Source organism: Streptomyces sp. MspMP-M5 (assembly GCF_000373585.1).
Taxonomy (GTDB): domain Bacteria; phylum Actinomycetota; class Actinomycetes; order Streptomycetales; family Streptomycetaceae; genus Streptomyces.
Window position 1 is genome coordinate 52,594 of the sequence record NZ_KB891888.1, and the last position, 24,042, is coordinate 76,635.

General features: G+C 72.0%; 18 protein-coding genes and 1 other RNA gene. 11 read left to right on the forward strand and 8 right to left on the reverse strand.

Translation table 11 applies throughout. The features are described from left to right. Positions 1-104: 104 nt before the first annotated feature. Positions 105-1,262: a hypothetical protein gene (locus B073_RS0116110; RefSeq protein WP_018539119.1), complete on the reverse strand. Its 1,158-nt coding sequence runs from the start codon at positions 1,260-1,262 to the stop codon at positions 105-107. Positions 1,263-1,828: 566 nt separating this feature from the next. On the opposite strand from B073_RS0116110, the gene B073_RS0116115 reads away from it, so the two are divergent. From B073_RS0116115 to B073_RS40110, 6 genes are all read left to right on the forward strand, one after another. Continuing rightward, entirely contained in the window at positions 1,829-2,818 is a 990-nt protein-coding gene (locus B073_RS0116115) for an FG-GAP repeat domain-containing protein (RefSeq protein WP_018539120.1), read from the forward strand. A gap of 675 nt (positions 2,819-3,493) precedes the next feature. Beyond that, positions 3,494-5,083 (forward strand): AbfB domain-containing protein, encoded by a 1,590-nt coding sequence (locus B073_RS0116120; protein ID WP_018539121.1) that lies wholly within the window; start codon positions 3,494-3,496, stop codon positions 5,081-5,083. Between the two features lie 59 nt (positions 5,084-5,142). Then, complete coding sequence (locus tag B073_RS0116125; RefSeq protein ID WP_018539122.1) at positions 5,143-5,697, forward strand: RICIN domain-containing protein; 555 nt, start codon at positions 5,143-5,145, stop codon at positions 5,695-5,697. A gap of 118 nt (positions 5,698-5,815) precedes the next feature. Next, a complete protein-coding gene (locus B073_RS40105) occupies positions 5,816-6,496 on the forward strand; it encodes an RICIN domain-containing protein (protein ID WP_018539123.1) in 681 nt (226 codons plus the stop codon). 46 nt (positions 6,497-6,542) lie between these two features. After that, on the forward strand, positions 6,543-7,646 hold the full coding sequence (locus B073_RS0116135) for a hypothetical protein (protein ID WP_026247435.1): 1,104 nt from the start codon (positions 6,543-6,545) through the stop codon (positions 7,644-7,646). Between the two features lie 195 nt (positions 7,647-7,841). After that, positions 7,842-11,828 carry a hypothetical protein gene (locus B073_RS40110; protein WP_018539125.1) on the forward strand — a complete coding sequence of 1,329 codons (3,987 nt, stop codon included), beginning with the start codon at positions 7,842-7,844 and terminating at the stop codon, positions 11,826-11,828. Positions 11,829-12,324: 496 nt separating this feature from the next. Here the strand turns inward: B073_RS40110 and B073_RS0116145 are convergent, their stop codons facing one another. After that, on the reverse strand, positions 12,325-12,549 hold the full coding sequence (locus B073_RS0116145; RefSeq protein ID WP_018539126.1) for a hypothetical protein: 225 nt from the start codon (positions 12,547-12,549) through the stop codon (positions 12,325-12,327). A gap of 464 nt (positions 12,550-13,013) precedes the next feature. Then, positions 13,014-13,414: RNase P RNA component class A (gene rnpB / locus B073_RS42790), an RNA gene on the reverse strand. A 90-nt stretch (positions 13,415-13,504) separates the two neighbouring features. On the opposite strand from rnpB, the gene B073_RS0116150 reads away from it, so the two are divergent. Next, on the forward strand, positions 13,505-14,311 hold the full coding sequence (locus B073_RS0116150) for a MerR family transcriptional regulator (protein ID WP_018539127.1): 807 nt from the start codon (positions 13,505-13,507) through the stop codon (positions 14,309-14,311). A 14-nt stretch (positions 14,312-14,325) separates the two neighbouring features. Then, a complete protein-coding gene (locus tag B073_RS0116155) occupies positions 14,326-15,069 on the forward strand; it encodes a hypothetical protein (RefSeq protein WP_018539128.1) in 744 nt (247 codons plus the stop codon). Here B073_RS0116155 and B073_RS0116160 read toward each other — a convergent pair. Continuing rightward, positions 15,056-16,540, reverse strand: coding sequence for an RNB domain-containing ribonuclease (locus tag B073_RS0116160; RefSeq protein ID WP_026247436.1), 1,485 nt, complete (start codon positions 16,538-16,540; stop codon positions 15,056-15,058). The genes B073_RS0116155 and B073_RS0116160 overlap by 14 nt on opposite strands. A gap of 138 nt (positions 16,541-16,678) precedes the next feature. Between B073_RS0116160 and yaaA the strand changes: the two genes are divergently transcribed. Together yaaA and eda are read left to right on the forward strand one after the other, a co-directional pair. Next, positions 16,679-17,503, forward strand: a complete 825-nt coding sequence (gene yaaA / locus B073_RS0116165; RefSeq protein WP_018539130.1) for a peroxide stress protein YaaA — start codon at positions 16,679-16,681, stop codon at positions 17,501-17,503. 80 nt (positions 17,504-17,583) lie between these two features. Then, positions 17,584-18,252, forward strand: a complete 669-nt coding sequence (gene eda / locus B073_RS0116170) for a bifunctional 4-hydroxy-2-oxoglutarate aldolase/2-dehydro-3-deoxy-phosphogluconate aldolase (RefSeq protein ID WP_018539131.1) — start codon at positions 17,584-17,586, stop codon at positions 18,250-18,252. 35 nt (positions 18,253-18,287) lie between these two features. Here the strand turns inward: eda and B073_RS0116175 are convergent, their stop codons facing one another. The 4 genes from B073_RS0116175 to B073_RS0116195 all read right to left on the reverse strand — a co-directional run bounded on the left by B073_RS0116175 (position 18,288) and on the right by B073_RS0116195 (position 22,356). Continuing rightward, the gene (locus B073_RS0116175) at positions 18,288-19,496 is read right to left on the reverse strand and encodes a bifunctional RNase H/acid phosphatase (protein ID WP_018539132.1); all 1,209 of its coding nucleotides are present in this window, start codon (positions 19,494-19,496) and stop codon (positions 18,288-18,290) included. 3 nt (positions 19,497-19,499) lie between these two features. Beyond that, positions 19,500-20,243 (reverse strand): zinc ribbon domain-containing protein, encoded by a 744-nt coding sequence (locus B073_RS0116180; RefSeq protein ID WP_078508039.1) that lies wholly within the window; start codon positions 20,241-20,243, stop codon positions 19,500-19,502. Then, the gene (locus tag B073_RS0116190; RefSeq protein WP_018539134.1) at positions 20,240-21,127 is read right to left on the reverse strand and encodes a Nif3-like dinuclear metal center hexameric protein; all 888 of its coding nucleotides are present in this window, start codon (positions 21,125-21,127) and stop codon (positions 20,240-20,242) included. Before B073_RS0116190 ends, B073_RS0116180 begins: the two co-directional genes overlap by 4 nt. A gap of 200 nt (positions 21,128-21,327) precedes the next feature. Next, positions 21,328-22,356 carry an ABC transporter substrate-binding protein gene (locus B073_RS0116195; protein WP_018539135.1) on the reverse strand — a complete coding sequence of 343 codons (1,029 nt, stop codon included), beginning with the start codon at positions 22,354-22,356 and terminating at the stop codon, positions 21,328-21,330. Between the two features lie 233 nt (positions 22,357-22,589). Between B073_RS0116195 and B073_RS40115 the strand changes: the two genes are divergently transcribed. Continuing rightward, positions 22,590-24,041 carry a hypothetical protein gene (locus B073_RS40115; RefSeq protein ID WP_018539136.1) on the forward strand — a complete coding sequence of 484 codons (1,452 nt, stop codon included), beginning with the start codon at positions 22,590-22,592 and terminating at the stop codon, positions 24,039-24,041. The last annotated feature ends 1 nt before the right edge of the window (position 24,042 follow it).

A 24,042-nucleotide genomic window follows, 5' to 3' on the forward strand; every position in this document is an offset into this window, starting at 1 on the left:
CGCTTCTGACGGATCTCCGCGGTCCCCTGCGGGGAGGGAGAGCGTCGGGGACGAGCCGGCACAGGCACGTGCGGCCGGCCCGCCGGTACGCACCGGCCGACGGCCTACACCCGCTGCCACGCGCCCAACGCCAGGCCCCGTTCCGCACGCTGCCGGGCCACCCGGAGCGCGCCGTCCGCATCGAGGGCCACGAGCACCAGGCGGCCGCAGGCGTCCACGGCCAGGCCGGGGTGGCCCACGCACTCCTCACCGGTCGGCGTCCACCACACGCCCTCCGCTTCCGCGCCGGTCACGCACGCACCCAGCACCGGACGGCCGTCCGCGCCGCGGTGGGCCAGGACCGTGCAGTCGTGGCCGTCGACCTCGGCGCGGGCCACGGCGGTCGGCCCGCCGTCGGACGCGCCGCCGAGCGCGAGTGTCCCCTCCCCCGGGCGATGGGCGACGATCCCCCCGCCCTCGGCGTCGCTCCAGTAGTACGTGAGCCGCTCCGGGCCGGTCTCCAGCGCGACCGCGGAACCCTCGTGCGGCACGGCCGGAATGTCCTCGGCCTGCTCGAAAGCGCCGCGCGGCGCGGGCTGGTACCAGCGCAGCACCGAGGTCTCGGCCGGCGCCAACAGCTCGACCCGGCCGCCGCCGGTGGCGACCGCGGCCATCACGCCCAGCACCCGCCAACCGCGGATGTCCTCCCACTGCGCCCACTCACCCACCGCGGTCTGCCGCCGCGCGGACACACCTCCCCCGGCATTGCGGACGAACACGTGCAGCACCCCGTCGGCGCCCACGGCCGCCGTGGGGACGCCGAGTTGCGCGGCCGCCGCCGGCTCTTCGTGCGGGTTGTCCACACGTCGCCAGGTGGTGAGGGGGCGTCCCGACTGGAACTGGGTGGCGTGCGCGAGGTCCGCCTCCGTGCCGCCCTCGGGGTGCGGCCGGACGCACCGCGCCATCAAGTGCACGTATCCGTCGGGTCCCTGGGCGACAGTGAGGTGGTCCGCGTCGGGAAGAGGGAAGACGTCCGGGCCGCTCCATTCGGGGCCGCCGGGGCGGGTCTCGGTCCAGCGGAGCACAGCTCCGGGGGCCAACGCATAGGCGGTGAGCCGGCCGTCGTTGCCCCGCAGCAGCCAGCGTCCGGTGGCGGGCCGAGCCGCGGCGAGGGCCGGGACGGCGGGGAGTCGACCGGGGACGGGCCGAGCGGCGGCGCGCCGTGGAGTGCCGGACGAGGTCGCCCGCTTCCGGCCGGACCTGCGTGCGGACCGCAACCCCATCGCTCGCCGCCAACCTTCCGTACTTCCATGCCCTGCAACGCCCAGGGCCGGTGCGGCAGAGGCTTTTCACTCCACGGGGGCGACCCCTCGTCGCGGCGGGCAGAGCCCACCGACAGCGTCAGCCAGGGGAAGCATCCACCCGCCGGAACAAGCGCGTTCGCCCGGTACGCCGGACACGGCCCAGGCACGGCCACGTTCCCTGTATGCCACCGACAATACCATTTTGACTGGTAAGGGGTATTGGGTGCAGGTTTCCTCCGCGAGCGGAAGCGTCTGCCGAGCCTGCATGCCGGTGCCCACCCCAACCGGCAAGGCAAAGGCCCCCGTGCCCGGTGAATCCGTAACACGTATCGCTAGCCAGCGAATTGACGGAGTGTCACAAAAAAACGAAGTCAACTCTCCCGGCAAGGGCGCAAGGCATCACTCCAAGACGGCGCCATCGGACCGAGCCCCGGCCCGATGGCTCGGTTGACATGTCGCTTTCTCCTGTAAAGATTGAGTTAATAATAGGTCATCACGCCTTATAGGGCGTGACGCAACCAATGTCCAAGTAATGGGAGAAGTACGTGGGTTTCCGTCCCGGCCGTAAGCGTGGCCGCGCACTCACCAAGATCGTCACGGCGGCGCTCGCAGCCAGCCTGCTGGGTGCGGCCGAGGGAACCGCAGTCGCCGACAGCCCCGACCCCGTTCCGGCGCCTTTGCAGAACATCCGACCCGAGGCGCTGAAGCTGACCGTTCCCTGGGCCGCCAAGGGCAAGACCCCGAACGCCCCCGAAAGCCGCATGGCCGCATCCGCGCCCGCCGCCCCGGGCCCGGCGGGCGTCCCGTCCTTCCACTTCTCGGGCGTATCGCGTGGCGGCAACCTCTACCAGCAGCTGCCGAACGGCAACGGCTTCGAGCCGCGCACCCTCGTGGGGCCCGGCTGGGACGTCTTCAAGGCCGCACAGAACGTCGACCGCGACAAGGACGGTTTCGCCGACGGGCTCTACACCTGGGGCACCGACGGCAACCTGCGCTTCACGTCCCCGAAGAACGAGTTCGAGACCGAGACCGTTCTGGTCGGCGGGGGCTGGAACATCTACGACAAGGTCCTCTCTCCGGGGGACCTCGGGGGTGGCACGGAGCCCGACATCATGGCCGTCGACAAGGCGGGCGTGATGTACGTCTACCTCGCCTACTCCGACGGCAAGCTGACCGACCGGGTCAAGATCGGCGGCGGCTGGGACCAGTACACCCAGATAGCCGGCCAGGGCGACCTCACCGGTGACGGCAAGGCCGACATCGTCGCTCGCGACAAGTCGGGAGTCCTGTGGCTCTACAAGGGCACCGGAAACTGGCGGACCCCTTTCGAGGCCCGCCAGAAGATCGGCGGCGGCTGGAACGCCTACGACTACCTGCTCTCCACCGGTGATGTGAACGGCGACGGCAACGCGGACCTACTGGCCCGCACCCCCAGCGGCGACCTGATGCTGTGCAAGGGCAACGGCACCACCGCGCCGTACGACAGGCCGGTCAAGATCGGCTGGAACTACGACACCTACCGCCTGATGTTCTGACGTCCCATCGCCCCACTGCCGGCGCAGGGGGCCGCACTCCCTCCGAGGAGTACGGCCCCCTGCGCTCGAGTACGGCGGGCCGCGTCCTGCCTGGATTCATCGAGCCCCGCGCCGGGGAAGCGGCAGATCCCACCCCGCCGGGCATCCCATGCAGGCTCATGTGCGTCATGTCACCCCATTCCGATCAAGATTTGATAAAGAGTCGCTTTTCTTTGTGATTGCCCGTCAGTTGCCGCCAACCCCTGTGGCTGTGGGCCAGAGGGCCACCTCCGGAGGCGTGACCGGCCTCTTCGAGCCGGCACACGGGCATTGAATCTCTTGGTCAAGACCTGATACTTACTTAATCAGACATTTACGGATACTGCCCGCCATCAACGGGCGTCGCTCAGCAGGGGATTCGACCAGTCATGACCGTGGAGGCCGGGCCTGCATCTCCTGCTTCGGGCGCTGTTCAGGAGCGGTCAGGCCGGTCCCGCCCCGTGTCCTGCTTCCGCATTCCCGGCCTCGCCTCGCGCCCGGTTCTGCCGGCGGCCTGAGAAGGCCGGGTCGGAAGCGGCAGCTGCCCCTCAAACAACCGTCGACCGACGGCAATCGACATCTCCGAGTTGCGTTTCCGTCTGCCCACAACACACCGGGCCGCGCCCACGAGACGCTGGAAGGGTTACTGAACACAGAATGGACAAGAGCCGCACCAACAACGCGGGAATGCGGAGGGCCCTCACGCGGGGGATCGTGACCGCCACCGCGCTCGCGGCGGTCACCGGCGTGGCCGCACCGGTCTCCTTTGCCGCACCGACGGACTCGGTGGCCCAGGCAGGGGCGATCGGGACCGACGAAATGCAGCGTGTGAAGGCCGCGGGCGTGGTGGGCCTCGACCCGAGCCCCGACATGATGATCCTCAGCGACAGCGACTTCATCCACGCGCTGTGGCAGAAGGCCAGGGATGCCGGCGATCCCCAGCGAGCGGTGCGTATTGCCGCTGAGGAAGTCATGATGGTCGGCACCTCGGCCGAGGATCAGATTCGCTTCATCACCACCGGCATCCACGAAGCGCACAAGGTCGACAAGCAGCGGGAAGTGGACGAGGCCGCTGCCGGCCGTGCGGCACGGACGGCCAAGCAGCAGGTCCTGATCAAGATCGGCATAACGGTCACCCCGGAATTGCTGGGGCTCAGTGACGACAATTTCATCCGGGCCGTCATGAAGAACCCCGCTTCCGGCCAGGAGGTGAGGGACGCGGCCGCCCGCGCATTGGCCGGTGATGCCGCATCCTGGCAGGCGTTCATCGCCACCGGCGCGGGTGAGGCCCGCGACCGCGACGTGGCCAACGAGCTGAAGGAGAAGGCGGAGAAGGAGGCCGAGGAACTCAGGCACCGCGAGGACCTGAAGGACCGCAAGAGCACCGTGACGCTGTTCACGTCGCGCTTCGACATCACGTTCCCCGACTCCGTCCTCGACCTCACCGACGACAACTTCATCCGCGAACTCCTGCGCCGCACCCCCACCGAACACCAGCACTCCGAGCTCTACGTCGCGGCCCAGCGGGCCGTGCTCAGCTCCAACCCGGCGGACTGGAAGGAATTCCTTCACGTCGGCGCCGTGCAAGCCAACAATCTCGACTACGAGAACGCCCGCAAGAAGCGGGCCGCCGACGACCGTAGGGCGGCGCTGCAGATCCAGGCCCGCGCCGAGAAGACCGGGGTCCACCCCGGCCTGGTCGCCGCGGCGAAGAAGGCGCTGGCCGGGAGCGACGAGGACGTCGTGCGGTTCCTCCAGACAGGCCACACCCGCGCCCTGCGGCAGTCCCTCCAGGCGAGCAACGCCCAACTCGCCGGCTGGTACGTCCGCCAGTCCGACGCCGACAAGGGAGAGGCGTTCCTCGCCCCCGTCAACGGCAAGGGAAAGCAGGCCGACCGCGAGGACGCCACCTGGAGCGTCGTGCCCGCCCTCGGCGGCCAGAGCGGTTGCTACTCGTTCGAGTCGTCCCGCAAGCCCGGCTACTACCTGATGCAGAAGGACCTCCGGGTCCGACTGGCCGCCGACGACAAGAGCGAAGCATTCCGCAAGGACGCCACCTGGTGCGCCCGCAAGGGCCTGACCGGTTCCGGTACGTCCTTCGAGTCGGCCGGCAAGCCGGGGCACTGGCTGCGGCAGTTCCAGGGCGATCTCTACGCGGCCGACAAGAGCGGCAAGCACCGCTACGAAGCCGAGAAGGACTTCGCCCAGGACGCCACCTGGAAGATCTCCGCCCCGCTCGCGCGCTGACGCACCGCCCGGCGAACCCACTCCTCTCCTCAAGAAGCAAGAAGGACGGAACACCCCCCATGTCTCGGACAACCCGAGCCGCGCTGGCCATCGCCGCCGGCGTCACCGCGCTGGCCGGCAGCGTCACCACGGCACACGCGGACGAGGCCAAGCCCCGCGCCGCCGCCGTCCAGTCGACGGTCGTCCAGCTGCAGGCGGCCCACAGCGGACAGTGCCTCACCATCGCCGACGGCAGCTTCCGCAACGGCGCCAACGCGGTGCAGTCGAAGTGCGCCGACGGGGCGGACAACCAGCTCTTCGAACTGGTCTCCACCGGTTCGGCGACCTTCGAGGTACGGGCCAAGCACAGCGGCAAGTGCCTGGAAGTGGAGAACAGCGGCACCCAGGCCGGCGCCAACGTCCAGCAGTGGTGGTGCGTCGACGGCAGCCAGATGCGCTGGCGTCTGGTGATGGTCGACATCGTCAAGGAGCTCTACGAGCTGCGGCCCACGCACACGGACCTGCGCTGCCTGGACATCAAGGACGCCAGTCTCAAGGAAGGCGCCAACGCGCAGAGCTGGTACTGCAACGGCAGCAACGCCCAGCGCTGGCAGCTCAAGCCCGCCAAGGTCTGACCTCGCCCGCGTCCGCCGAGCCGGTCACCGCCCCTCGTGACCGGCTCGGCACCGCCGGGCAACGCCCCGCGCCCGCCCCTCCGGGCTCCCCACCCATCGAGAAGAAACGGACTTCCAGATGTCTCGGACCATCCGAGCCGCCCTGGCCATCGCCTGCAGCGTTGCCGCACTGACCGCCGGCGCGACCACCGCCTACGCGAGCGGAAGCGATTCCGCCAAGGACAGTGCCAAGGCCGCCCTTGCGGCGGCGTCCAAGGCGGCCGGCAAGGACTCCGCCGCGGACGCCGCCGCCAAGGCCGCCGAGGCCGCCCGCGAGGCCACCAACAGGGCCCGGACCGCCAAGGACGCCGCCTCGGACAAGGGCGACACCGTTCGGCTCCAGCTCCCGCACAGCGGCAAGTGCCTCGGCATCGACTCCGCCAGCAAGGACAACGGCGCGGCCGCACTGCAGTGGACGTGCAACGAAGGCCAGGCACAGCAGTGGCGCGCCATCCCCACCGTCGACTCCTCCTACGTGCTGCGCAACGAGTACAGCGGCAAGTGCCTGGAGGTGGAGAACAGCGGCACCCAGGCCGGTGCCCGTGTCCAGCAGTGGGGCTGCAGCGGCGGCGGTGCCCAGCTGCGCTGGCGGATGGTCCTCGTCGATCCCGTCAACAAGCTCTACCAGCTGCGCCCCATGCACACCCCGGATCGCTGCCTGGACATCGACCACGGCAAGCAGGACGACGGCGCCAAGGCCCAGCAGTGGTACTGCAACCAGACCGAGGCGCAGCTGTGGCGGGTTCTGCCGGTCAAGTGACCTCTCGATCAGCGCAATGGAATCCTCCGATCTCGAAAGGCCAACAGTGAGCCGTAAGTTGTGGGTCGCGCAGGCAGTGACGGCGGGCCTGCTGGCCGGTGGGGCCGCCGTCACGACGGTGACACCCGCCTGGGCCGACGCCCCGGTGCCCGCCGTCGTCTCGGCCGACCAGGCGGCGAAGCAGGACATGTCCGCCAGGGCCGCGGCGGCCGAGGAGGCGCGCAACTACGTCCACCGGCTGGCGATGTCGGGTATGCCTGCCGAGATCCGCGCCTCCGCGTGGAACGCGCTGCTCAACTCCCGTGGGGACGAGGCGATCGCGGAGTGGCTGGCGCCCGGCGGCGGCTACGACTACGCCAAGCAGCGGCTGCGGGACACCCGGGCCCGGAACAAGGCGTTCTGCGCACGGGTCGTCCAGACCCACACCGCCGAGTTCTCCCCGGCGGCACGCGCCGCGGCCGCCCGTGCGTTGAAGGGCACGGACGCGGACCGGGCTGCGTTCGTGCGGACCGGGTACGCCGAGGCGCTGCAGCGCGACCGGGCCAGCCGTGAGGCGGACGGCCAGCGCAAGCTGGAAGTCGCCAACAGGGACCGTGAGTACGTCCGTTCGGTCGCCGAGACCGACTCGGGCGAGCAGGTACGGGTGGCCGCCCAGTGGGCGCTGCGGCCCGGCGCGACCGACGCGGACATCGCGGAATTCTTCGGCTACGGCTGGGTGAACGGGGCGACCCTGGACCTGGAGAGCCGCCGGCTGCGGAACGCGGACGCGGAGCGGGTGCGGCACAACACCCTGTCCCGTCTGATCAAGCAGGCGGAGGAGGCCGAGGCCGCGGTGAACGGCGCGGTCGACGCGGCGAAGGCCAGGGCCGAGGCCGAACGTGCCTGGCAGGCGGTCGGCGAACACGCGGGCGCCGCGCAGAAGGCATGGCTGGCCGAGCAGGCCGCCGCCAAGACCCAGGCGGAGAACTGGAAGCACGTCGCCCAGCGCGCCAAGGAAGCCGCGGACGGGATCTGGAAGAGCATCGCCGACCCGGCCGAGTCCACCGGGGACGCCTGGGCCGAGGAACAGGCACAGGCGGTCGAGACCGCCCGCTTCTGGCAGGACATGTACGACCGCGCCCAGGCATCCGAGAGCCGCGTCAAGGGCTGACCTTCCCAGTCGTTCAGCCGGCGCGCGGCCGTGCGCGCCGGCTGATGCCCCCTGCCCTGCTCCCACATGCAGGCAGGGGATTTTTCTATACATCCAACTCATCCCAATTGGGGGTTTCTTTCCGTGAGGGGAAGATTCCGGCCGCGAGCCGGAAGACCACGCGGCGGCGGTCTCGCCGGGATAGCGCGCAAGACGGTGACCACGACCGTGGTCGTCGCACTGCTCGGCGGTATGACGAGCCAGGCAACGGCCGCGACCGCAGAGCACTTGCAGCGCGCCGAGAACAAGGCCGACTTCACCCAGGCGATGGCGAACCTGGACCGGCTGGCCTCCGCGCTGCCGAAGACGTCGGCCGCACCGGCCGCCGCGCCGCGCTCGGAGCTGGACCGGATCAGCGCGGAACGCGACCGCCAATACGTCGAGGACCTCGCGGAGTTCGGCGAGGAGGAGGAAGTCCGCGAGGCCGCGAAGAAGGCTCTGGAGAGCGACGACCCGAACGCGATCAAGGAGTTCCTGGAGCACGGCGAGGCCGACGCCCGCCAGCGCGCCAAGGACAAGAAGAACGGTACCGACGCCGAGAACCGCAAGAAGATCGAGGCGATGCGCGGCACCGGCGGGCCGACGTTCAACGCCGAGGTCGAACGCGTTCTGGGGCCGAAGGCGACCGCCAAGGACCGTGAGGACTTCCTGGCCTTCGGGGCGGAGATCGCCCGCCAGAAGGACCAGAAGGACGAGAAGAACGCCAAGGAGCGCGCGGCCGAACTCCGCAAGCGCGTGGAACTGCTGGCCGGCGCCGGCGGTCCCGAGGTGAAGAAGGCCGCCCAGGCCGCGCTGGACGCGGGCACCGACAAGGCGATCGAGGAGTTCCTGGAAAAGGGCTACCAGATCGCGGCGAAGAAGGACGCCGACGACCGGGCGGCCCAGGAGAAGGCCCAGAAGGAGGCCCAGGAGGCCGCGGAGAAACTGCGTGAGCTGGCCGAGAAGGCCCGGCGCGCGGCGGAGGCCCGTACCAAGCTGATCGGCTTCCACGGCGATGCGGTCAAGGCCCTCAAGGACGCGTCGAATGCGATGACGTCGGCGGCCCAGGCATCGCGTGAGGCCGACCGGATGCTCTCGGCGGACCGCGCCGGCAAGCGACTGTCCTCCTACGACGACGTCAAGGCCGAGGTCGAACGCCAGGTCGGGTACGCCGCCGAGGCGGCCAGGCGGGCCAAGGTCGCGGCGGGCCAGGCCAAGGTCGAGGCCGACGTCCTGGTGGAGACCGGGCTGACCTACGGCACGCAGTGGTCCGAGGTCGCCTCAGGCATCGCGGCCGCGTCGGACGCGGCGGCCAAGGCAGCCCGGACCGCGCAGCACGCCGTCGACGCCACCGCCGCCGACGCCGCGGCGCTGGACGGCAAGAACGCCGCCGAAGCACACGAGCAGCAGGCCAAGAAGTGGCGCGCCAACGCCGAGGAGCACGCCAAGGCTGCGGCCCAGCTGGCCGCGGCCGCGGACAACCAGGCCAAGGTCGCTGCCGACGCCGCCGCTCGGGCCAAGCAGGCCCGCCTCGACGCCGAGAAGGCCGAGCGGGAAGCCTGGGAGCACGCCAAGAAGACCCGCGAAGCCCGCGTCGAGGCCCAGCGCCAGGCCAAGATCGCCGCCGAGCAGCGCGCGATCGCCGAACGCGAACGCAACCTGGCCGCCCAGGCACGGGCCCGCGCCGAACGCGAACGCGACGCCGCCGCGGCGGCACGGGCGCGTGCGGAGGCCGAGGCCCGTACGGCGGCCGCGGCCCGCGCCGAGGCCCAGTCGGCCGCGGCCAGGGCTGCCTCGGCACGTGCCGGCGCCGCCGAGAAGGAAGGCATCGCCGCCAAGGCGGACGAGAAGGCCCGCGGCGAGGAGACCAACGCCCGCAACGCCCGCAACGCGGCGTTCAAGGCCGAGCAGAACCACCAGGCCAAGGAAGCGCGCGCCAAGGCCACCGAGGCGATGGCCGCTTCGGGCCGCGGCACCGCGGCCGCGGGCGAGGCCAGTGCCGCGGCAGAGGCAGCGCGCGCGGACGCCAACGCCGCGGGCGTGGCGGCCGGTCAGGCCCGCAGCGCCGCCGACACGGCGAGCGGTGCCGCGGTACGTGCCCGTTCCGCGGCCACCGAGGCCGCGGGCGCAGCCGCCCGTGCTCGGGCCGCGGCAGCCGAGGCCGGCGCACACGCCGCGCGTGCCAACGTCGCCGCCAACAACGCCGAAGCCGCCGCCGCGCGTGCCAACGCCGCCGCGAACAAGGCCGAGGCCGAGTACCGGGCAACCCACGCCGCGGCGCTGAAGGCCAACACCAAGGCAGCCGAGGCCACCGCCCAGGAAGCCCGCGCCGGCATCGCCGCACATGAGGCATCCCGCCTGGCCGAACAGGCCGCCGTCCACGCCAACCAGGCATTGCAGGCAGCCAACCGCACCAAGGAAGAAGCCGAAGGCGCGGTCCGCGAAGCGGCCATGGCCAGGCTCCAGTCCACCATCGCCGTCCAGGCATCCGGCGCCGCCCGGAACACCGCGGCCGGGATCGCCGATCCGGCCAACACCGCCATCGAGCTGACGGCCCCCTTCTCCGGCAAGGACGTCGACGCCGACTTCGCCGCCGAGGTCGCCAAGGCCGCCCAGGAGACCGGCCAGGAGCAGGTAGCCGCCGCCGAGGCCAAGGCCGCCGAAGCGGTCAAGGCCGCCGAGGCCGCCGAGGCCGCCGCCAAGCGGGCCAACGCGCAGGTCGCCCCGGCCTTCAAGGCCGCCGCCGAAGCCGCACGCTCCTCGGCCAACGCCGCACGTTCCGCGGCCGCGGCGATGAAGTCCGCGGCCGAAGCCGCCGTCGACGGCGCCAAGGCACGGGCCGCCGCGGCATCCGCCAACAAGGCCGACGCACAGGCCAAGGGCGACGCCGGCCTCGCCCGCCAGGCCGCCAACCAGGCCGCCGCGGACGCGGCAGCCGCACGCAAGGCAGCCAACGAGGCCGAAGCCGAGGCCGCCCGGGCCCGCAAGGCCGCCGCCGAGGCGGACCAGCACGCCGCCGCGGCCAACAGCGCCGCGAACCAGGCCGAACACGAAGCCAGCGTCGCCCAGGGCGCGGCAGCCCAGGCAGAGAAGGACGCCGCCGACGCGGACAAGCTGGCCGACTCCGCCGACAACCACGCCAAGTCCGCAGAGGCAGCGGCCAAGAACGCCAACAAGTACGCCAAGGAAGCGGACGAGGCGGCAAAGAAGGCCGAGGAATACGAGCGGGAACAGGAACGGAAGCGCCGGGCGGAAGCCGCCAAGCTGGATGGCAAGAATGGCGGCGCTCAGCTGGATGGGGCGGAGAAGCAGGACCTTGAAGACGAGGGTATCTCGCCTGAGGAGTACGAGAAGGCCCGCAAGGCCGCAGAAAAGTCGATCAAGGACTTCCTGCTCGAAAATGGCGGCAAAGTCCTTGAAGAGCTCCTCGGTCTCGACGACATCAAGAAGTGCTTCACCGAAGGAAATATCGAAAGCTGCTTCTGGACGCTGATCGGCGCTCTACCGTGGGGCAAAGCCCTCCAGGTAGTCAAGAAGCTTCCAGAAGTCTCCAAGGCTGTCTATCGCATTGCCACAGGCATCGGCAAATTCCTCGAAGAGTCCGCTGCGGCAAAGAAGGTGATCGGCAAGAGTCAGGAGTTCCTTGACAAGATCCGGAAGGGTGCTGGGGCCTGCGTATATAAGGCCAGTAGCTTCACGTCAAAAAAACCGGTTCTCACGACCGGCAACATACGCAAGCCAGTCAAGGGCATCCACGCGTACCATGCACTGGCGGGCCAGACTTCGGTTCTCGCCGTCAACGTCACGACCTGCCCGGTCTCGCCGAGCGGCTTCACCAACCTCGGAGGGGGGAGTTTCCAGTCTCCCGGGGGGCTGGTATACGGCACCGGGTCCGCTCATGGGCACCGCCTGACGCACGTGATGGAGCACGCAAAGCCGGATCCCTCGAAACCCGCGCATAGCGTTTTCAAGAACAACACGCAGAGCGATATCCTCTCACTTCTTGATGAGGGATGGGCTAAGCGAGGCACGCCGGACCCCAATGATCCAGCCAAGTACATCGTAGATATGGGCAAGGTTGTCGGCACGGGAGGCGAGAGGAAACTCCGGATCGTCGTAGCCCCCGGAACGAATAAGATCATCACCGCCTTTCCGCAGGCATAAAGGAAGGAGTTAGCATGACATGCTGTCCGAGATGCGGGCAGGGCTGGGTGGTGCTGTGCCGCCTGCCGGGGCAATCAGACCCTTTCCGCGTATGCGAAGAATGCGACACGGTATGGGCAGAGGGAGAGCCGACCAATGAGCCTCCTTTCATGATCCTCGAAGAATACCTGGCCAAGTTCGGCAAGCCGCCTCTCTGGTCCAATCTCGAGCGTCTAGAGGGTTAGACTTAACTTCCCCAGAATGGCCCGCCAGATCACTGGCGGGCCATTCTTTTCTGCAGAAATGCACTCTCACGACGCAGATATGATTCCCTTGAGGGATACTCACCAGATCTAGAATAATGGTGACCGGATAGCTGGTCAGTTGAGTGCGGGGATCCAGGGGCCACGGCGGCCGAAGAGCTGGGTGAAGGTGTCGAGGGTGTCCTGGCCGTTCTTCTTGGCGGGCTCGGGTAACTGCGCAGGGTGAGGAAGCGGCGGGTGCCGTTGAAGGTGCGTCAGCAGCCGGAGACGTTCAGCTGGATCTTGGCCATGCGGATGGCCTGTTCAGAGGCGTTGTTGTCGAACGGGACGTTCCAGGCGGTGGCGAACGCGGGACTTTGGCCGGAACGCCTGTCCCGCCCGACGAAGACGAACCGCCCCGGTCCGAGTTCGCTCAGACCAACCGTCGTCCTCCCGGACAGCAGCCGAAAACCAACCCCCGCAGGCTTCCAAGCGGCCACCTGCGCGCCATGATGGACCGCGCTGACACCGATTCATTGGTGTCGTGGATCTCAGTCACCCACCACATAGAGATCAGGGCGAACGCGATGGAGCGGGTCCCAGCTGATTCCTCTCCAGTCCGGGGCACCTGATCCGGGTTCGGATGTGCCACTCGCCGAGAACACCCTGAGATCCCGACCCGGTCGCCACCGAGGATGCACTCGCTGGAGAGGACTTCGGCCCTGGCAGGCACGTGTGGCTCCCATACGATCTGGTGGAGGTCCCCATGGGCTCCCACCCCACTGACCAGCTGCTCAGATGCCTCCAGCGGCCACCCACCTCTGGGATTTTTCAGGGACTTTCAGCTCTGGCGGAGGGACTTCCGAGGGACTTTAGGCTGTGTAAGGCGGCAAGCGCTGGAAAAGCCGGAAAGGGCCTCCGACACAGGTCAGAGGCCCTTTCCAGGATGAAGTCCCAGGTGGGGCGGACGAGTCGGCCTGTACGCCGGGTTTTGTCTCCGGGCGACCTTGCGGTCGGCCGGGAGGCGGCCATCCATCTAGGGCTGTCGTTGCCGGCAGCCTCGTGCGGTCTACCCGCGGACTCGGGCGGGCAGCCCTCGATCGTCCGCGCAGGGCCATCAGCCGATGGCCCCTCTTGACCTTGCTCCGGGTGGGGTTTACCTAGCTGCCCAGGTCACCCTGGGCACTGGTGGTCTCTTACACCACCGTTTCACCCTTACCGAGGACCGAGGTCCCCGGCGGTTTGCTTTCTGTGGCACTGTCCCGCGGGTCACCCCGGGTGGGTGTTACCCACCACCCTGCCCTGTGGAGCCCGGACGTTCCTCGGGGGGATCGATGATCCCCACGCGACCGCCCGGCCGGCTCGTCCGCCGTGCCGACCATGCTACCTGGCGGATTCCGTGGATCGATTCCGGCGGGTTGACCTTGCCGTTGCGTCAACGTTTTTACTGGCGGCATGCGCATCGGGGAACTGGCCGGGATGGCCGGTGTCAGCACGCGGACCGTTCGGCACTACCACCACCTGGGGCTGCTTCCGGAGCCGGAGCGGCGGGCGAACGGCTACCGGGAGTACGGGCTGCGCGACGCGGTGGCGCTGGCGCGGGTGCGGCGGCTGACGGAGCTGGGCCTCGGGCTGGAGGAGGTCCGGGACGTGCTGGCCGACGACGCCGGCCGGGAGCTGCGGGAGGTGCTGGCGGAGCTGGACGCGGACCTGGCGCGGCAGGAGGAGGCGCTGCGGGCCCGGCGGGCGCGGCTGGCGGAGCTGCTGCGGCGTACCGAGGAGCCGGGCGGGCTGCCGGAGGAGGGGCCGGTGTCGGAGCAACTGGCGGAGATCTTCGCGGAGATGGCGCGGACGTCGGCGGCGCTGCCCGGGCCAGAGCCGGCGATGGCGGCGCGGGAGCGGGAGATCCTGGCGCTGCTGGAGGCGTCGGGCGACGGGCGGGCGCGGGGGGCGATGGCGGCGGCGCTGCGGGAGATGTTCGCGGAGCCGGGCTCGATGGAGCGGGCGTATGCCGCGTACGGGTTGCTGGACGCGCTGGCGGGGGCGGAGGTGGACGATCCGCGGGTGGCCGAGGCCGCGCGGGCGATGGTGGAGTGCGTGCCCGAGGAGGTGGTGGCGGCGATCGCGGCCGGGGCCGGGGCGGTGGAGGGCTCGGGGCGCGGGGCCGAGGTCTGGGCGGAGCTGCTGGTGATGGAGCTGGCGCCGGCACAGGCGGAGGCGATGCGGAGGGCCATGCGGATGATCGCGGAGGGGGAGCGATGAGGGGACGGGGAGCGATGAGCGGGATACGCGGGCGCGGGTTCGGGGGGCGGGTGCGGCGGCTGCTTCGGCATGAAGGGCGGTGGCTGGCGAGTCTGGTGTGGTGGGTGGCGCGGCGGCGGGTCGGGGTGCCGGTGGGGGCGCGGGCGCTGCCGTATGCGGGCGCGCAGGCGGCGATGCTGTACGGGCTGGCGTTCGTGTTCGTGGTGGAGACGGTCGGGGTGAGCGTGCTGCTGCGGGACACACCGTGGCTGCACGCGGTGATGCTGGTGGTCGACGTCTACACCGTGCTGATGGTGCTGGGGAGCCAGGCCGCGGCGGTGACCCGGCCGCATGTGGTGGGGGCGGACGGGGTGGTGCTGCGCGACGGTGCCCGGATGACGGTGCGGATTCCGTTGGAGCGGATCGCGTCGGTGCGGTACGACCTGCGGTTCGGGCGGAGCGCGCGGGAGGCCGGGGCGAAGGACGGCGGGGCGCGGGACGACGGGACGCTGGAGCTGGCCGTCGGCGGGCAGACGTCGGTGACCTTGGAGCTGGCCGAACCGGTCGTCGCGGTGCGGCTGCTGGGCCGGCGGGAGACGGTGCGGACGGTGCGCTTCCATGCCGATGACGCGCGGGGCGCGGTACGCGCCGTACGGGAGGCCATGGAAGCGGTGAGTGTGGTGGGTGGGGTGGGTGGGGCGGAAGCGGTGACAGGCGTGGCGGGCGCCGATGGGGCAGCCGCACCGGTTACACCGGCCACACCTGTCACACCGGCGTGAAGAGCACCGGTTCGTGGCCCGGGTCGGCGGTGGTGAGGCGGACTCTGAGGTAGCCGCCGAGGGGTAGTGGGGGGCCGGCGGGGGTGGAGCGGACCGGGGCGATGACGGCCGGTTCGCGGAGGTGGACGGTGCCCCGGGTGGGGTCGTCCTGGTGGCGGTCGACGACCACGGCCTCGAAGGTCTCGCCGACGCGGTCGCGCAGCAGGGCCGCCTCGACGAGGTCGACGCAGGCCCGCTCGATCCGGTTGGCGCGCTGGGTGCCGGTCTCCATCTCGTGCGGGAGGGCGGGGAGGGCGGCGCGGACCCAGGCGGGCGGGGTGTGGCCGGCCGCGGCGGCCAGGCACAGCTCGGAGGTGTAGCGGTCGACGAGCCGGCGCAGCGGCGCGGTGGCGTGGGCGTAGGGGGCGGCGACCGCGGCGTGCAGCACGGTGCCGGCCGGTGGGGCGGTGCCGTCGAAGACGGTGTAGCCGGCGCCGCGGAGCAGGGCCGTGCACTCCTGGAGGAACGCGGCGTGGGCGGCGCGGTGCGGGTCGAGGGTGCGGATCAGCGCCGCGTACGAGGTGTGGTGGGGCCAGTCGACGCCGAGGGCCTGGGCGGTGCGGCGGAGCCGGGCGACCGAGCCGTCGGGGGCGGAGGGCAGGGTGCGCAGGATGCCGGTGCCGGCGGCGAGCATCAGCTCGGCCGCGGCCATGCCGGTGAGCAGGGAGATCTGGGCGTTCCAGGAGGCGGCCGGGAGCGGGGCGCGGTAGGCGAGGGTGTAGTGGCCGTCGCGTTCGACGATCTCCTGCTCGGGGACGGTGAGGGAGATCGCGCCGCGGGCCGTCTCCTGTTCCTCGCGCAGCCGCCCGATCTCGCGGAGCAGGGCGAGCGGCTCCTCGGCGGTGCCGTCGTCGAGGACGTGCTGGACGCCCGGGTAGTCCAGGCGGGCGCGGGAGCGGACCAGGGCGCGGTGGACGGTGGTGCCGGTCAGCGCGCCGTCGGCGTCCAGCTCGAACTGCCACAGGACGGCCGGGCGGTCCTGGTCGGGCAGCAGGCTGGCGGCGCCCTCGCTGAGGACGGTGGGGTGCAGCGGGATCCGCTCGTCGGGGAAGTAGAGGGTGGCCACCCGGTGGTGCGCCTCGGCGTCCAGGGCGCCGCCGGGGGTGACGAAGGAGGCGATGTCGGCGATGGCGTAGTGGACGCGATAGCCGCCCTCCCGGCGGCGGGCGAGGAACATCGCCTGGTCCAGATCGCGGGCGCCGGGCGGGTCGAGGGTGAAGAGGGGCAGGTCGGTGGCGTCGTACAGGGTGTGCTCGGTGGCCACCTCGCCGTCGCCGGCCGGGATGCGCGGGGCGCGGGCGGCGCTGTCCGCCTCGGCCTGGGCGGTGGGCGGGAAGTGGTCGGGGACGTCCAGCCGCACGCGCAGCTCGTGCAGGGCGGCCCGGAGGGGCGCCTCCGCTGCGTCGGTCACATGCATATGGCGACGGGGCATGGAACCGAGCGTATGGCCGCCGGGCGCTCCCGGCGCGGCGTGCGAGCGCCGGGCGGACGCCGCGCCGGGGTGGCCGGGCTTCTAAGCTTTCGGCGGGGCCGCACCCCCGTGCTCGTACCGCCGTGAAGGAGAAACACCGTGCTCGTGCTGTTGCCGCCGTCCGAGGGGAAGGCCGATCCGATCGAGGCGGGGCGAGGGGCCGCCACGCGGGGCGGTGGGCGACTGGATCTGGGGGCGCTGTCGTTGCCGGGGCTGACCGCGGCGCGGACGGAGGTGCTGGCGGAGCTGGTCGAGCTGTGCGCGGCCGACGCGGTCAAGGCCCGGGAGGTGCTGGGGCTGAGCGAGGGCCTGAAGGGCGAGGTGGCCAAGAACGCGGGGCTGCGCACCGCGGGTACCCGGCCGGCCGGGGAGATCTACACCGGGGTGCTCTACGACGCCCTCGGACTGGCGTCCCTGGACGCGGCGGCGCGGAAGCGGGCCGAGCGGTCGCTGCTGGTGTTCTCGGGGCTGTGGGGCGCCGTGCGGATCGACGACCGGATTCCGTCGTACCGCTGCTCGATGGGGGTGAAGCTGCCGGGGCTGGGCGCGCTGGGGGCGTACTGGCGGGGGCCGATGGCGGAGGTGCTGCCGGAGGCGGCCGGGACCGGGCTCCTGTTGGATCTGCGGTCGGCGGCGTATGCCACGGCGTGGAAGCCCAAGGGGGAAGTGGCGGAGCGGACCGCTACGGTGCGGGTGCTCCAGTCGAAGATCGTGAACGGGGTCGAGAAGCGGTCGGTGGTCAGCCACTTCAACAAGGCGACCAAGGGACGGCTGGTGCGGGACCTGCTGGTGGCCGGGGCCGAACCGGCGGACCCGGCGGAGCTGGTGGAGACGCTGCGCGGACTGGGTTACGCGGTCGAGGCGCAGGCTCCGGCGAAGGCCGGCAAGCCGTGGGCCCTGGATGTGATCGTCACGGAGCTGTAAAGGGCTCCCGACGGCCCCCGCATCCACCCCGTTGCAGCTCGTGCAACGGGCGTTGCGGAGGGTATTGCAACCGCCCCAGTATGGGCGGCGTGACTGACGCCGCCTCCTCCGCCGCCTCCGCCGCGCCCTTCCCCACCGTCCTCGGGCTCGCCCCGGTCGTCCCGGTCGTGGTGCTGCGGGACGCGGCGGACGCCGCGCCGCTCGCCCGGGCGCTGGTCGCCGGCGGGCTGCCGGCGATCGAGGTGACCCTGCGCACGCCCGCCGCGCTGGACGCGATCCGGGCCGTCGCCGAGGAGGTCCCGGACGCGGTGGTCGGCGCCGGGACCGTACTGGACCCGGCACAGGCCACGGCGGCCGGGGCGGCCGGCGCGCGGTTCCTGGTGAGCCCGGGGTGGTCGCCGCGGCTGCTGGGCGCGCTGCGGGACTCCGGGCTGCCGTTCCTGCCGGGCGTCTCGACGGCCTCGGAGGTGGTGACCCTGCTGGACGAGGGGATCACCGCGATGAAGTTCTTCCCGGCGGAAGCGGCGGGCGGCACCGCCTACCTCAGGTCACTGGCCGCCCCGCTCCCGCAGGCCCGCTTCTGCCCGACCGGTGGCATCGGCCCGGCCACGGCCCCCTCGTACCTGGCACTGCCCAACGTCGCCTGCGTGGGCGGCACCTGGATGCTGCCCGGGGACGCGCTGGCCGCCAAGGACTGGCCACGCATCGAGCGACTGGCGACCGAGGCGGCGGCGCTGGGCCGCGGCTGACACCCGGGGAGGGCCGGGGCCCTGGGGCCCCGCCCCTACCGCAGATGCGAAGTGTCGTTCAGCAGCCGCACCGACGCGTTCCCGTCCGCGTAGTACGCCACCGCGGACAGCGACGCCGCGGACAGCTCCATGCGGAACAGGGACTCCGGCGGAGCGCCCAGGGCCAGCCGCACCAGCGTCTTGATCGGGGTGACGTGGGTGACCAGGAGGACGGTCCGGCCCGCGTACCGGGCGATCAGCTTGTCGCGGGTGACCGCGACCCGGCGCGCCACCGCCGCGAAGGACTCGCCGCCCCCCGTGGGCGCCGCCTTGGCGGAGCGGAGCCAGGCGTCGAGATCGTCCGGGTGGCGTTCGCGGACCTCGGCGAAGGTCAGCCCCTCCCAGGCGCCGAAGTCGGTCTCGCGGAGCCCGTCCTCGACGCGGACGTCCAGGCCGAGCCGGGCGGCGATCGTCCCGGCGGTCTCCTGGCAGCGGCGCAGCGGCGAGCTGACCACGGCCTGGACGGTGCCGCGGGCGGCGAGCGCGGCGGCGGTCGCCTCGGCCTGGCGACGGCCGGCGGCCGACAGCTCCGGGTCGGTGCCCCCGCTGCCGGAGAAGCGCTTCTCCGGCGTCAGCGCCGTCTCGCCGTGCCGGAGCAGGACGAACGTCGCGGGGACGCCGAGGTCGGGCGCGCCCCAGCCGACCGGCGGCGCGGCCGCGCTCGGGCCGCTCTCCGCGGCCTCGGCCGCCTCGGCGGCGGCGTCCGCGGCGCGCGCCGCGGCGCTGCGGGCGGGTGCCGCGTCGGCCGGGCCGGCCAGCGCCGCCCGGGAGTCGCGCGGCTCCCACTGCTTGCCGCGCTTGCCCGCGTCCATCGCCTCGTTGGCGAGCCGGTCGGCGTGCTTGTTCCGGGAGCGCGGGATCCACTCGTAGGTGACCCGGCCGGGCGGGAAGACCGCGGCGGCCGCGGCGGCCAGCGGCTTCATGTCCGGGTGCTTGATCTTCCAGCGGCCGGACATCTGCTCGACGACGAGCTTGGAGTCCATCCGGACGTGGACGGCGGCCTCCGGGTCCAGGGCGTGCGCGGCGCGCAGCCCGGCCAGCAGGCCCTTGTATTCGGCGACGTTGTTGGTCGCCGTCCCGATGAACTCTGCGGCCTCGGCCAGCGCCTCGCCGCTCGCCGGGTCGAGGACCACCGCGCCGTAGCCGGCCGGCCCCGGGTTGCCCCGGGAACCGCCGTCCGCCTCGACGATCAGCTCACGCGCCACGGCCTACAGCCCCGAGTCGGGCGTGCGGACCAGGATGCGGCTGCAGTTCTCGCACCGGACGACGGCGTCGGCGGCGGCCCGGCGCACGTCGTTGAGCTCGGTGATGTCCAGCTCCAGCCGGCAGCCCTCGCAGCGGCGCTGGTAGAGGCGGGCGGCGCCGATGCCGCCCTGCTTCGCGCGGATGCGGTCGTAGAGCGTGACCAGCGCCTCGGGGATGTCGGCGACGGTGAGTTCGCGCTCCTTGGTGACCGTGGCGGCCTCGGCGTCGATCTCGGCGTTGGCGGCGTCCCGGCGGGCGGTGGCGTCGTCGACCTTGGCCTGGATGGCCTCGACCCGCTCGGTCAGCTCGCGGACCCGCTCCTGGGCGGTCTCGCGGCGCTCCATGACCTCCAGGACGACGTCCTCCAGGTCGCCCTGGCGCTTGGCCAGCGAGGCCAGTTCGCGCTGGAGGCTCTCCAGGTCCTTGGGGGAGGTCACGGCGCCGGAGTCGAGGCGCTTCTGGTCGCGGGCGGCGCGCTGGCGGACCTGGTCGACGTCCTGCTCCGCCTTGGTCTGCTCGCGGTTGGTGTCGCTCTCCTCGGTCTGCGCGGCGACGAGCAGATCGCGCTGCTGGGTGAGGTCGGCCTCCAGGGTCTGCAGCTCGGCCAGCTCGGGGAGGTTCTTGCGCCGGTGCGCGAGCTGGGTGAGGCGGACGTCGAGGTTCTGGACGTCCAGGAGGCGGATCTGGTCGGCGGGCGCGGCGTTCAGCGGGGGGCTCCTGTGGTGTGCGGGGTGTCAGCGGGGCTGGTGAGCGGGGCGGACGCCGCGTGGGCGGTCCAGGGGTCGGTGACCGTGCGGGAGACGTGCGTGCGCAGTCCCCAGCCGTGCCGGTCGGAGACCGCGTCGAGCTGGGCCGCGGCCTGCTCGCACCACGGCCATTCGGTGGCCCAGTGGGCCGCGTCCAGCAGCGCCGGCGGGCGGTTCCGTCCGGTGGTCTGGATGGCCTCGGAGGCCGGGTGGTGACGCAGGTCGGCGGTGAGGAACGCGTCCACGCCGGCCGCCCGTACGTCGTCGAAGAGGCTGTCGCCGGAGCCGCCGGAGACCGCCAGGGTGCGGATCTCGCGGTCCGGGTCGCCGGCCGCCCGGATGCCCTGCGCGGTGGCGGGCAGGCGGGCGGCGGCGTACGCGGTCAGCTCGGCCAGCGTCATCGGGTGCGGGAGCTCGCAGATCCGGCCCAGGCCGCGGCGGCCGGCCGGATCGCTCGGGTCCGGCACCAGGGGGCGCAAGATCCGCAGGTCCAGCGCGCCGGCCAGGGCGTCGGAGACGCCGGGGTCGGCGGTGTCGGCGTTGGTGTGCGCGACGTGCAGGGCGATGTCGTGCTTGATGAGCGTGTGCACGACCTTTCCCTTGAAGGTGGAGGCGGCGACCGTCGTCGTCCCCCGCAGGTAGAGCGGGTGATGGGTGACGAGCAGGTCGGCGCCGAGCCGCACGGCCTCGTCGGCGATCTCCTGGACCGGGTCGACGGCGAACAGCACCCGGCGGACCTCGGCGTCGGGGTCGCCGCAGACGGTGCCGACGGCGTCCCATCCTTCGGCCCGCTCGGGGGGCCAGAGGACGTCGAGCGCGGCGAGGACTTCAGACAGTGCGGGCACGGGGGGAAGGTTACCTCTCCCCCGCGCCCGCGCGCCGGGCCGCGGTGCGCGCGGGGCCCGTGGCCCGGCGCGCGCCGGGGATTTCCGGCCACCGGCCGCCGGCTGCGACGCGCGCCACCGGGCCGCCGCCGACGGCCACTTGAGGGAGACGCCCGCATCACGGGACCCCTGCTTCACGAGCCGACTGCTTGACGGGACGGCTACTTCACGAGGAAGGCCCGCAGATCGGCCAGGACGCTGTCGGCCGCGGTGACGCCGAGGCCGAGGTACCAGGTCTCGTCCTTCACGTTCCTGGCGTGGCCGTCCCTGACCGCCTTGAGGTTCTTCCACAGCGGGTTCTGCTCGGCGGTGTCGCGCTTGGTGGACTTGGGGTCGCCGTAGACGCCGGTGAAGATCCAGTCGGCGTCGGCCTGGTTGATGTTCTCCGGGCTGACCTCGGTGGCGAGGTCGTCGACCTGCTGGTTCTTCGGCCGGGGCAGGCCGACGTCCTTGAGGACGGTGCCGATGAAGGAGCGCTGGGCGTAGAGGCGGGTGAACTGGGGCATGTAGCGCAGCATCGTCACGGTCGGCTTCTCGGGGCCGAGGTCCTCGCCGAGCTTCTTCGCCTTGGCCTCGTAGTCGGCCAGTTCGCGCCGGGCCTCCGCGGTCTTGTCGAGGGCGGCGGCGTTGAGGAGGTAGTTCTGCTTCCAGGTGAAGCCGGGGCGGATCGAGAAGACGGTCGGGGCGATCTTGCTGAGCTGTCGGTACTGCTTCTCGGCGCGCAGCTTGCTGCCCAGGATGAGGTCGGGCTTCAGGGCGTCGACGGCCTCCAGGTTGAGGCCGTTGATGGTGCCGACGCTCTTGGGGTGGCCGGCGTTCTTCGCGAGGTAGTCCGGCAGGGCGGCGTCGCCCTCGGTGGGTGCGTAGCCGACCGGCTTGATGCCGAGCGAGACGACGTTGTCGAGCTCGCCGACGTCGAGGACGACCACGCGCTTCGGCGCGGACGGGATGGTGGTGGTGCCCATGGCGTGCCGGACGGTGCGCGGGAACGTGCCCGGCGCGGCGTCGGTGCCCATCTTCGCGGTCTCCTCGGCGGCCCTGCCGAAGTCCTTGCCGCCCTGGGCGACGGACTTCGAGCCCGCCCCGCGGTCGCTGCCGCCGTCCGCGCCGGGCGCCCCGCACCCGGCGAGCGCGACGGCTCCGGCGGCGGCGAGGACTATGGCGGCGGCGCCGCGGCGGCGAAGGGGCATCACGTCACTCCAGGTCGAAATGCGGGCGCCGCCGGGCAGCCGGGAGCCGCCCGGCCACCCGACGGCAACTTAGGTCCGCCTAACTTTAAACATCCTTGAAACTCGCAGCACACCCACCCCTCCCCAAACCGGCGAATCGGGCAACGGCCACCCTTATGCGTGAAGACCGGCAACTCTCGTTGATCGGCCGGAAATGCGAAAACTAACGTCCCTCCACTGGAGGTGGCACCCCCATGACGATCTGTGCCAGTGAGGACGCCGCGGCGCTCGACAGCCCGCACCGTGCGGCGCTGACCCTCGCCGCCGACGGCTCGTACGCCGCCCGGCTCGCGCGTCACGACGACGCCGCCGGGAGCTGGTACCCGGAGCGCTGGACGATCGGCGGCCCGGAGCCGTACGCGGTCCCGCTGCCAGGCAGCCAGCCGGAGGAGCCGGACAGCGCGCTGCTGCCGCTCACGGACGGCCGGGTGCTGATCGTCCGCCGGGTCGCCGACCGCTTCACCGTCTCCCTGCTCTCCCCCACCGGGCCCGGCACCCAGGAGGTACTGGTCGGCGCGGTGGCGGCGCCGGAGCTGACGCTGCTGCCGCCCGCCCCCGGCGGAAAGCTGGGCTACGCGCTGGCGCCCGGCGCCGGGACCACCGCGCTGTGGCGGGTGCACGGCGGGACGGCGGGGCCCGAGCGGATCGCCGTGGTGCCGGGCCGCTGCACCGGCGGGGTCTGGCTAGATCACGAGGGGCGGCTGCTGGCGGTGGACCGGGAGCTGGACGGCCGCACCAAGACCGTGGTGGTGGACCTGGCGCGCGGCGCGGAGGTCAGCCCGCTGCTGCAGATCACCGAGGAGAGCGACGACCGGCTGCTGCTGGCCGATCCCGACAGCGGGCTGCTGCTGGTCCGGTCGGACGCCCCCGGCCACGACCGGCTGGGCTGGGGCGTACTGGACAGCAGCCTCCCGGTGCGCTTCCCGGAGTGTCTGCGGGCGCCCGACATGGCGGTGACGCCGTTCGCGATCCAGCCGGGGCGGGCGCTGCTGCCGGAGAGCTGCGCGGTGGCGTTCCGGCTCGACGGCCCGGACGGCACCCGGCTCGGCGCGTGGCGGCCCTCGGAACGGCGGCTGCGGCAGTTCCCGGCCCCGGACGGCTGGCTGGCGGGCAGCGGCCGGTGGACGCCGGACGGCGCGCTGCTGCTGCCGTACGCGACGGAGGCGGTGCGGTGCGGGGTGGCGCGGATGGCCGTACCGCTGGGGCCGGCCGCGGAGGCGGAGCTTCCGGAGGCGGCGGCTTCGGAGGCAGCACTTCCGGAGGTGGCGGTTCCGCAGGTGGCGAAGGCAGTGGAGGCGGCGGAGGTGCCGGTTCCGGCCGGCCGGGGCCTCATGGGCGGCGGGGAGAATGTCCTGGAAGCGGGCGATAGCGACGTCGACTCCACAGCATCTCCACAACCGAACGCCCGCACCGAGGAACCGCTCATGCGTTCCCCGCATCCCCGGATGTGCAGGCCAGTTCCGCTGCAACAGGCGCCTCTCGCGGCCCGGGAGTCCCAGTGGAGTGCCGTTTCCCGCCCCGTTACTATTCCGGCGGGGGCTGTGCAGCCGGTTGACCCGGCCACCGACGGCACCGCGCGGGGTGTGCTCCGGCGGGAGCCGGGGGAGGTCCCGACGCGTACAGCTGTAAGCGATCTGACGGAGTGAC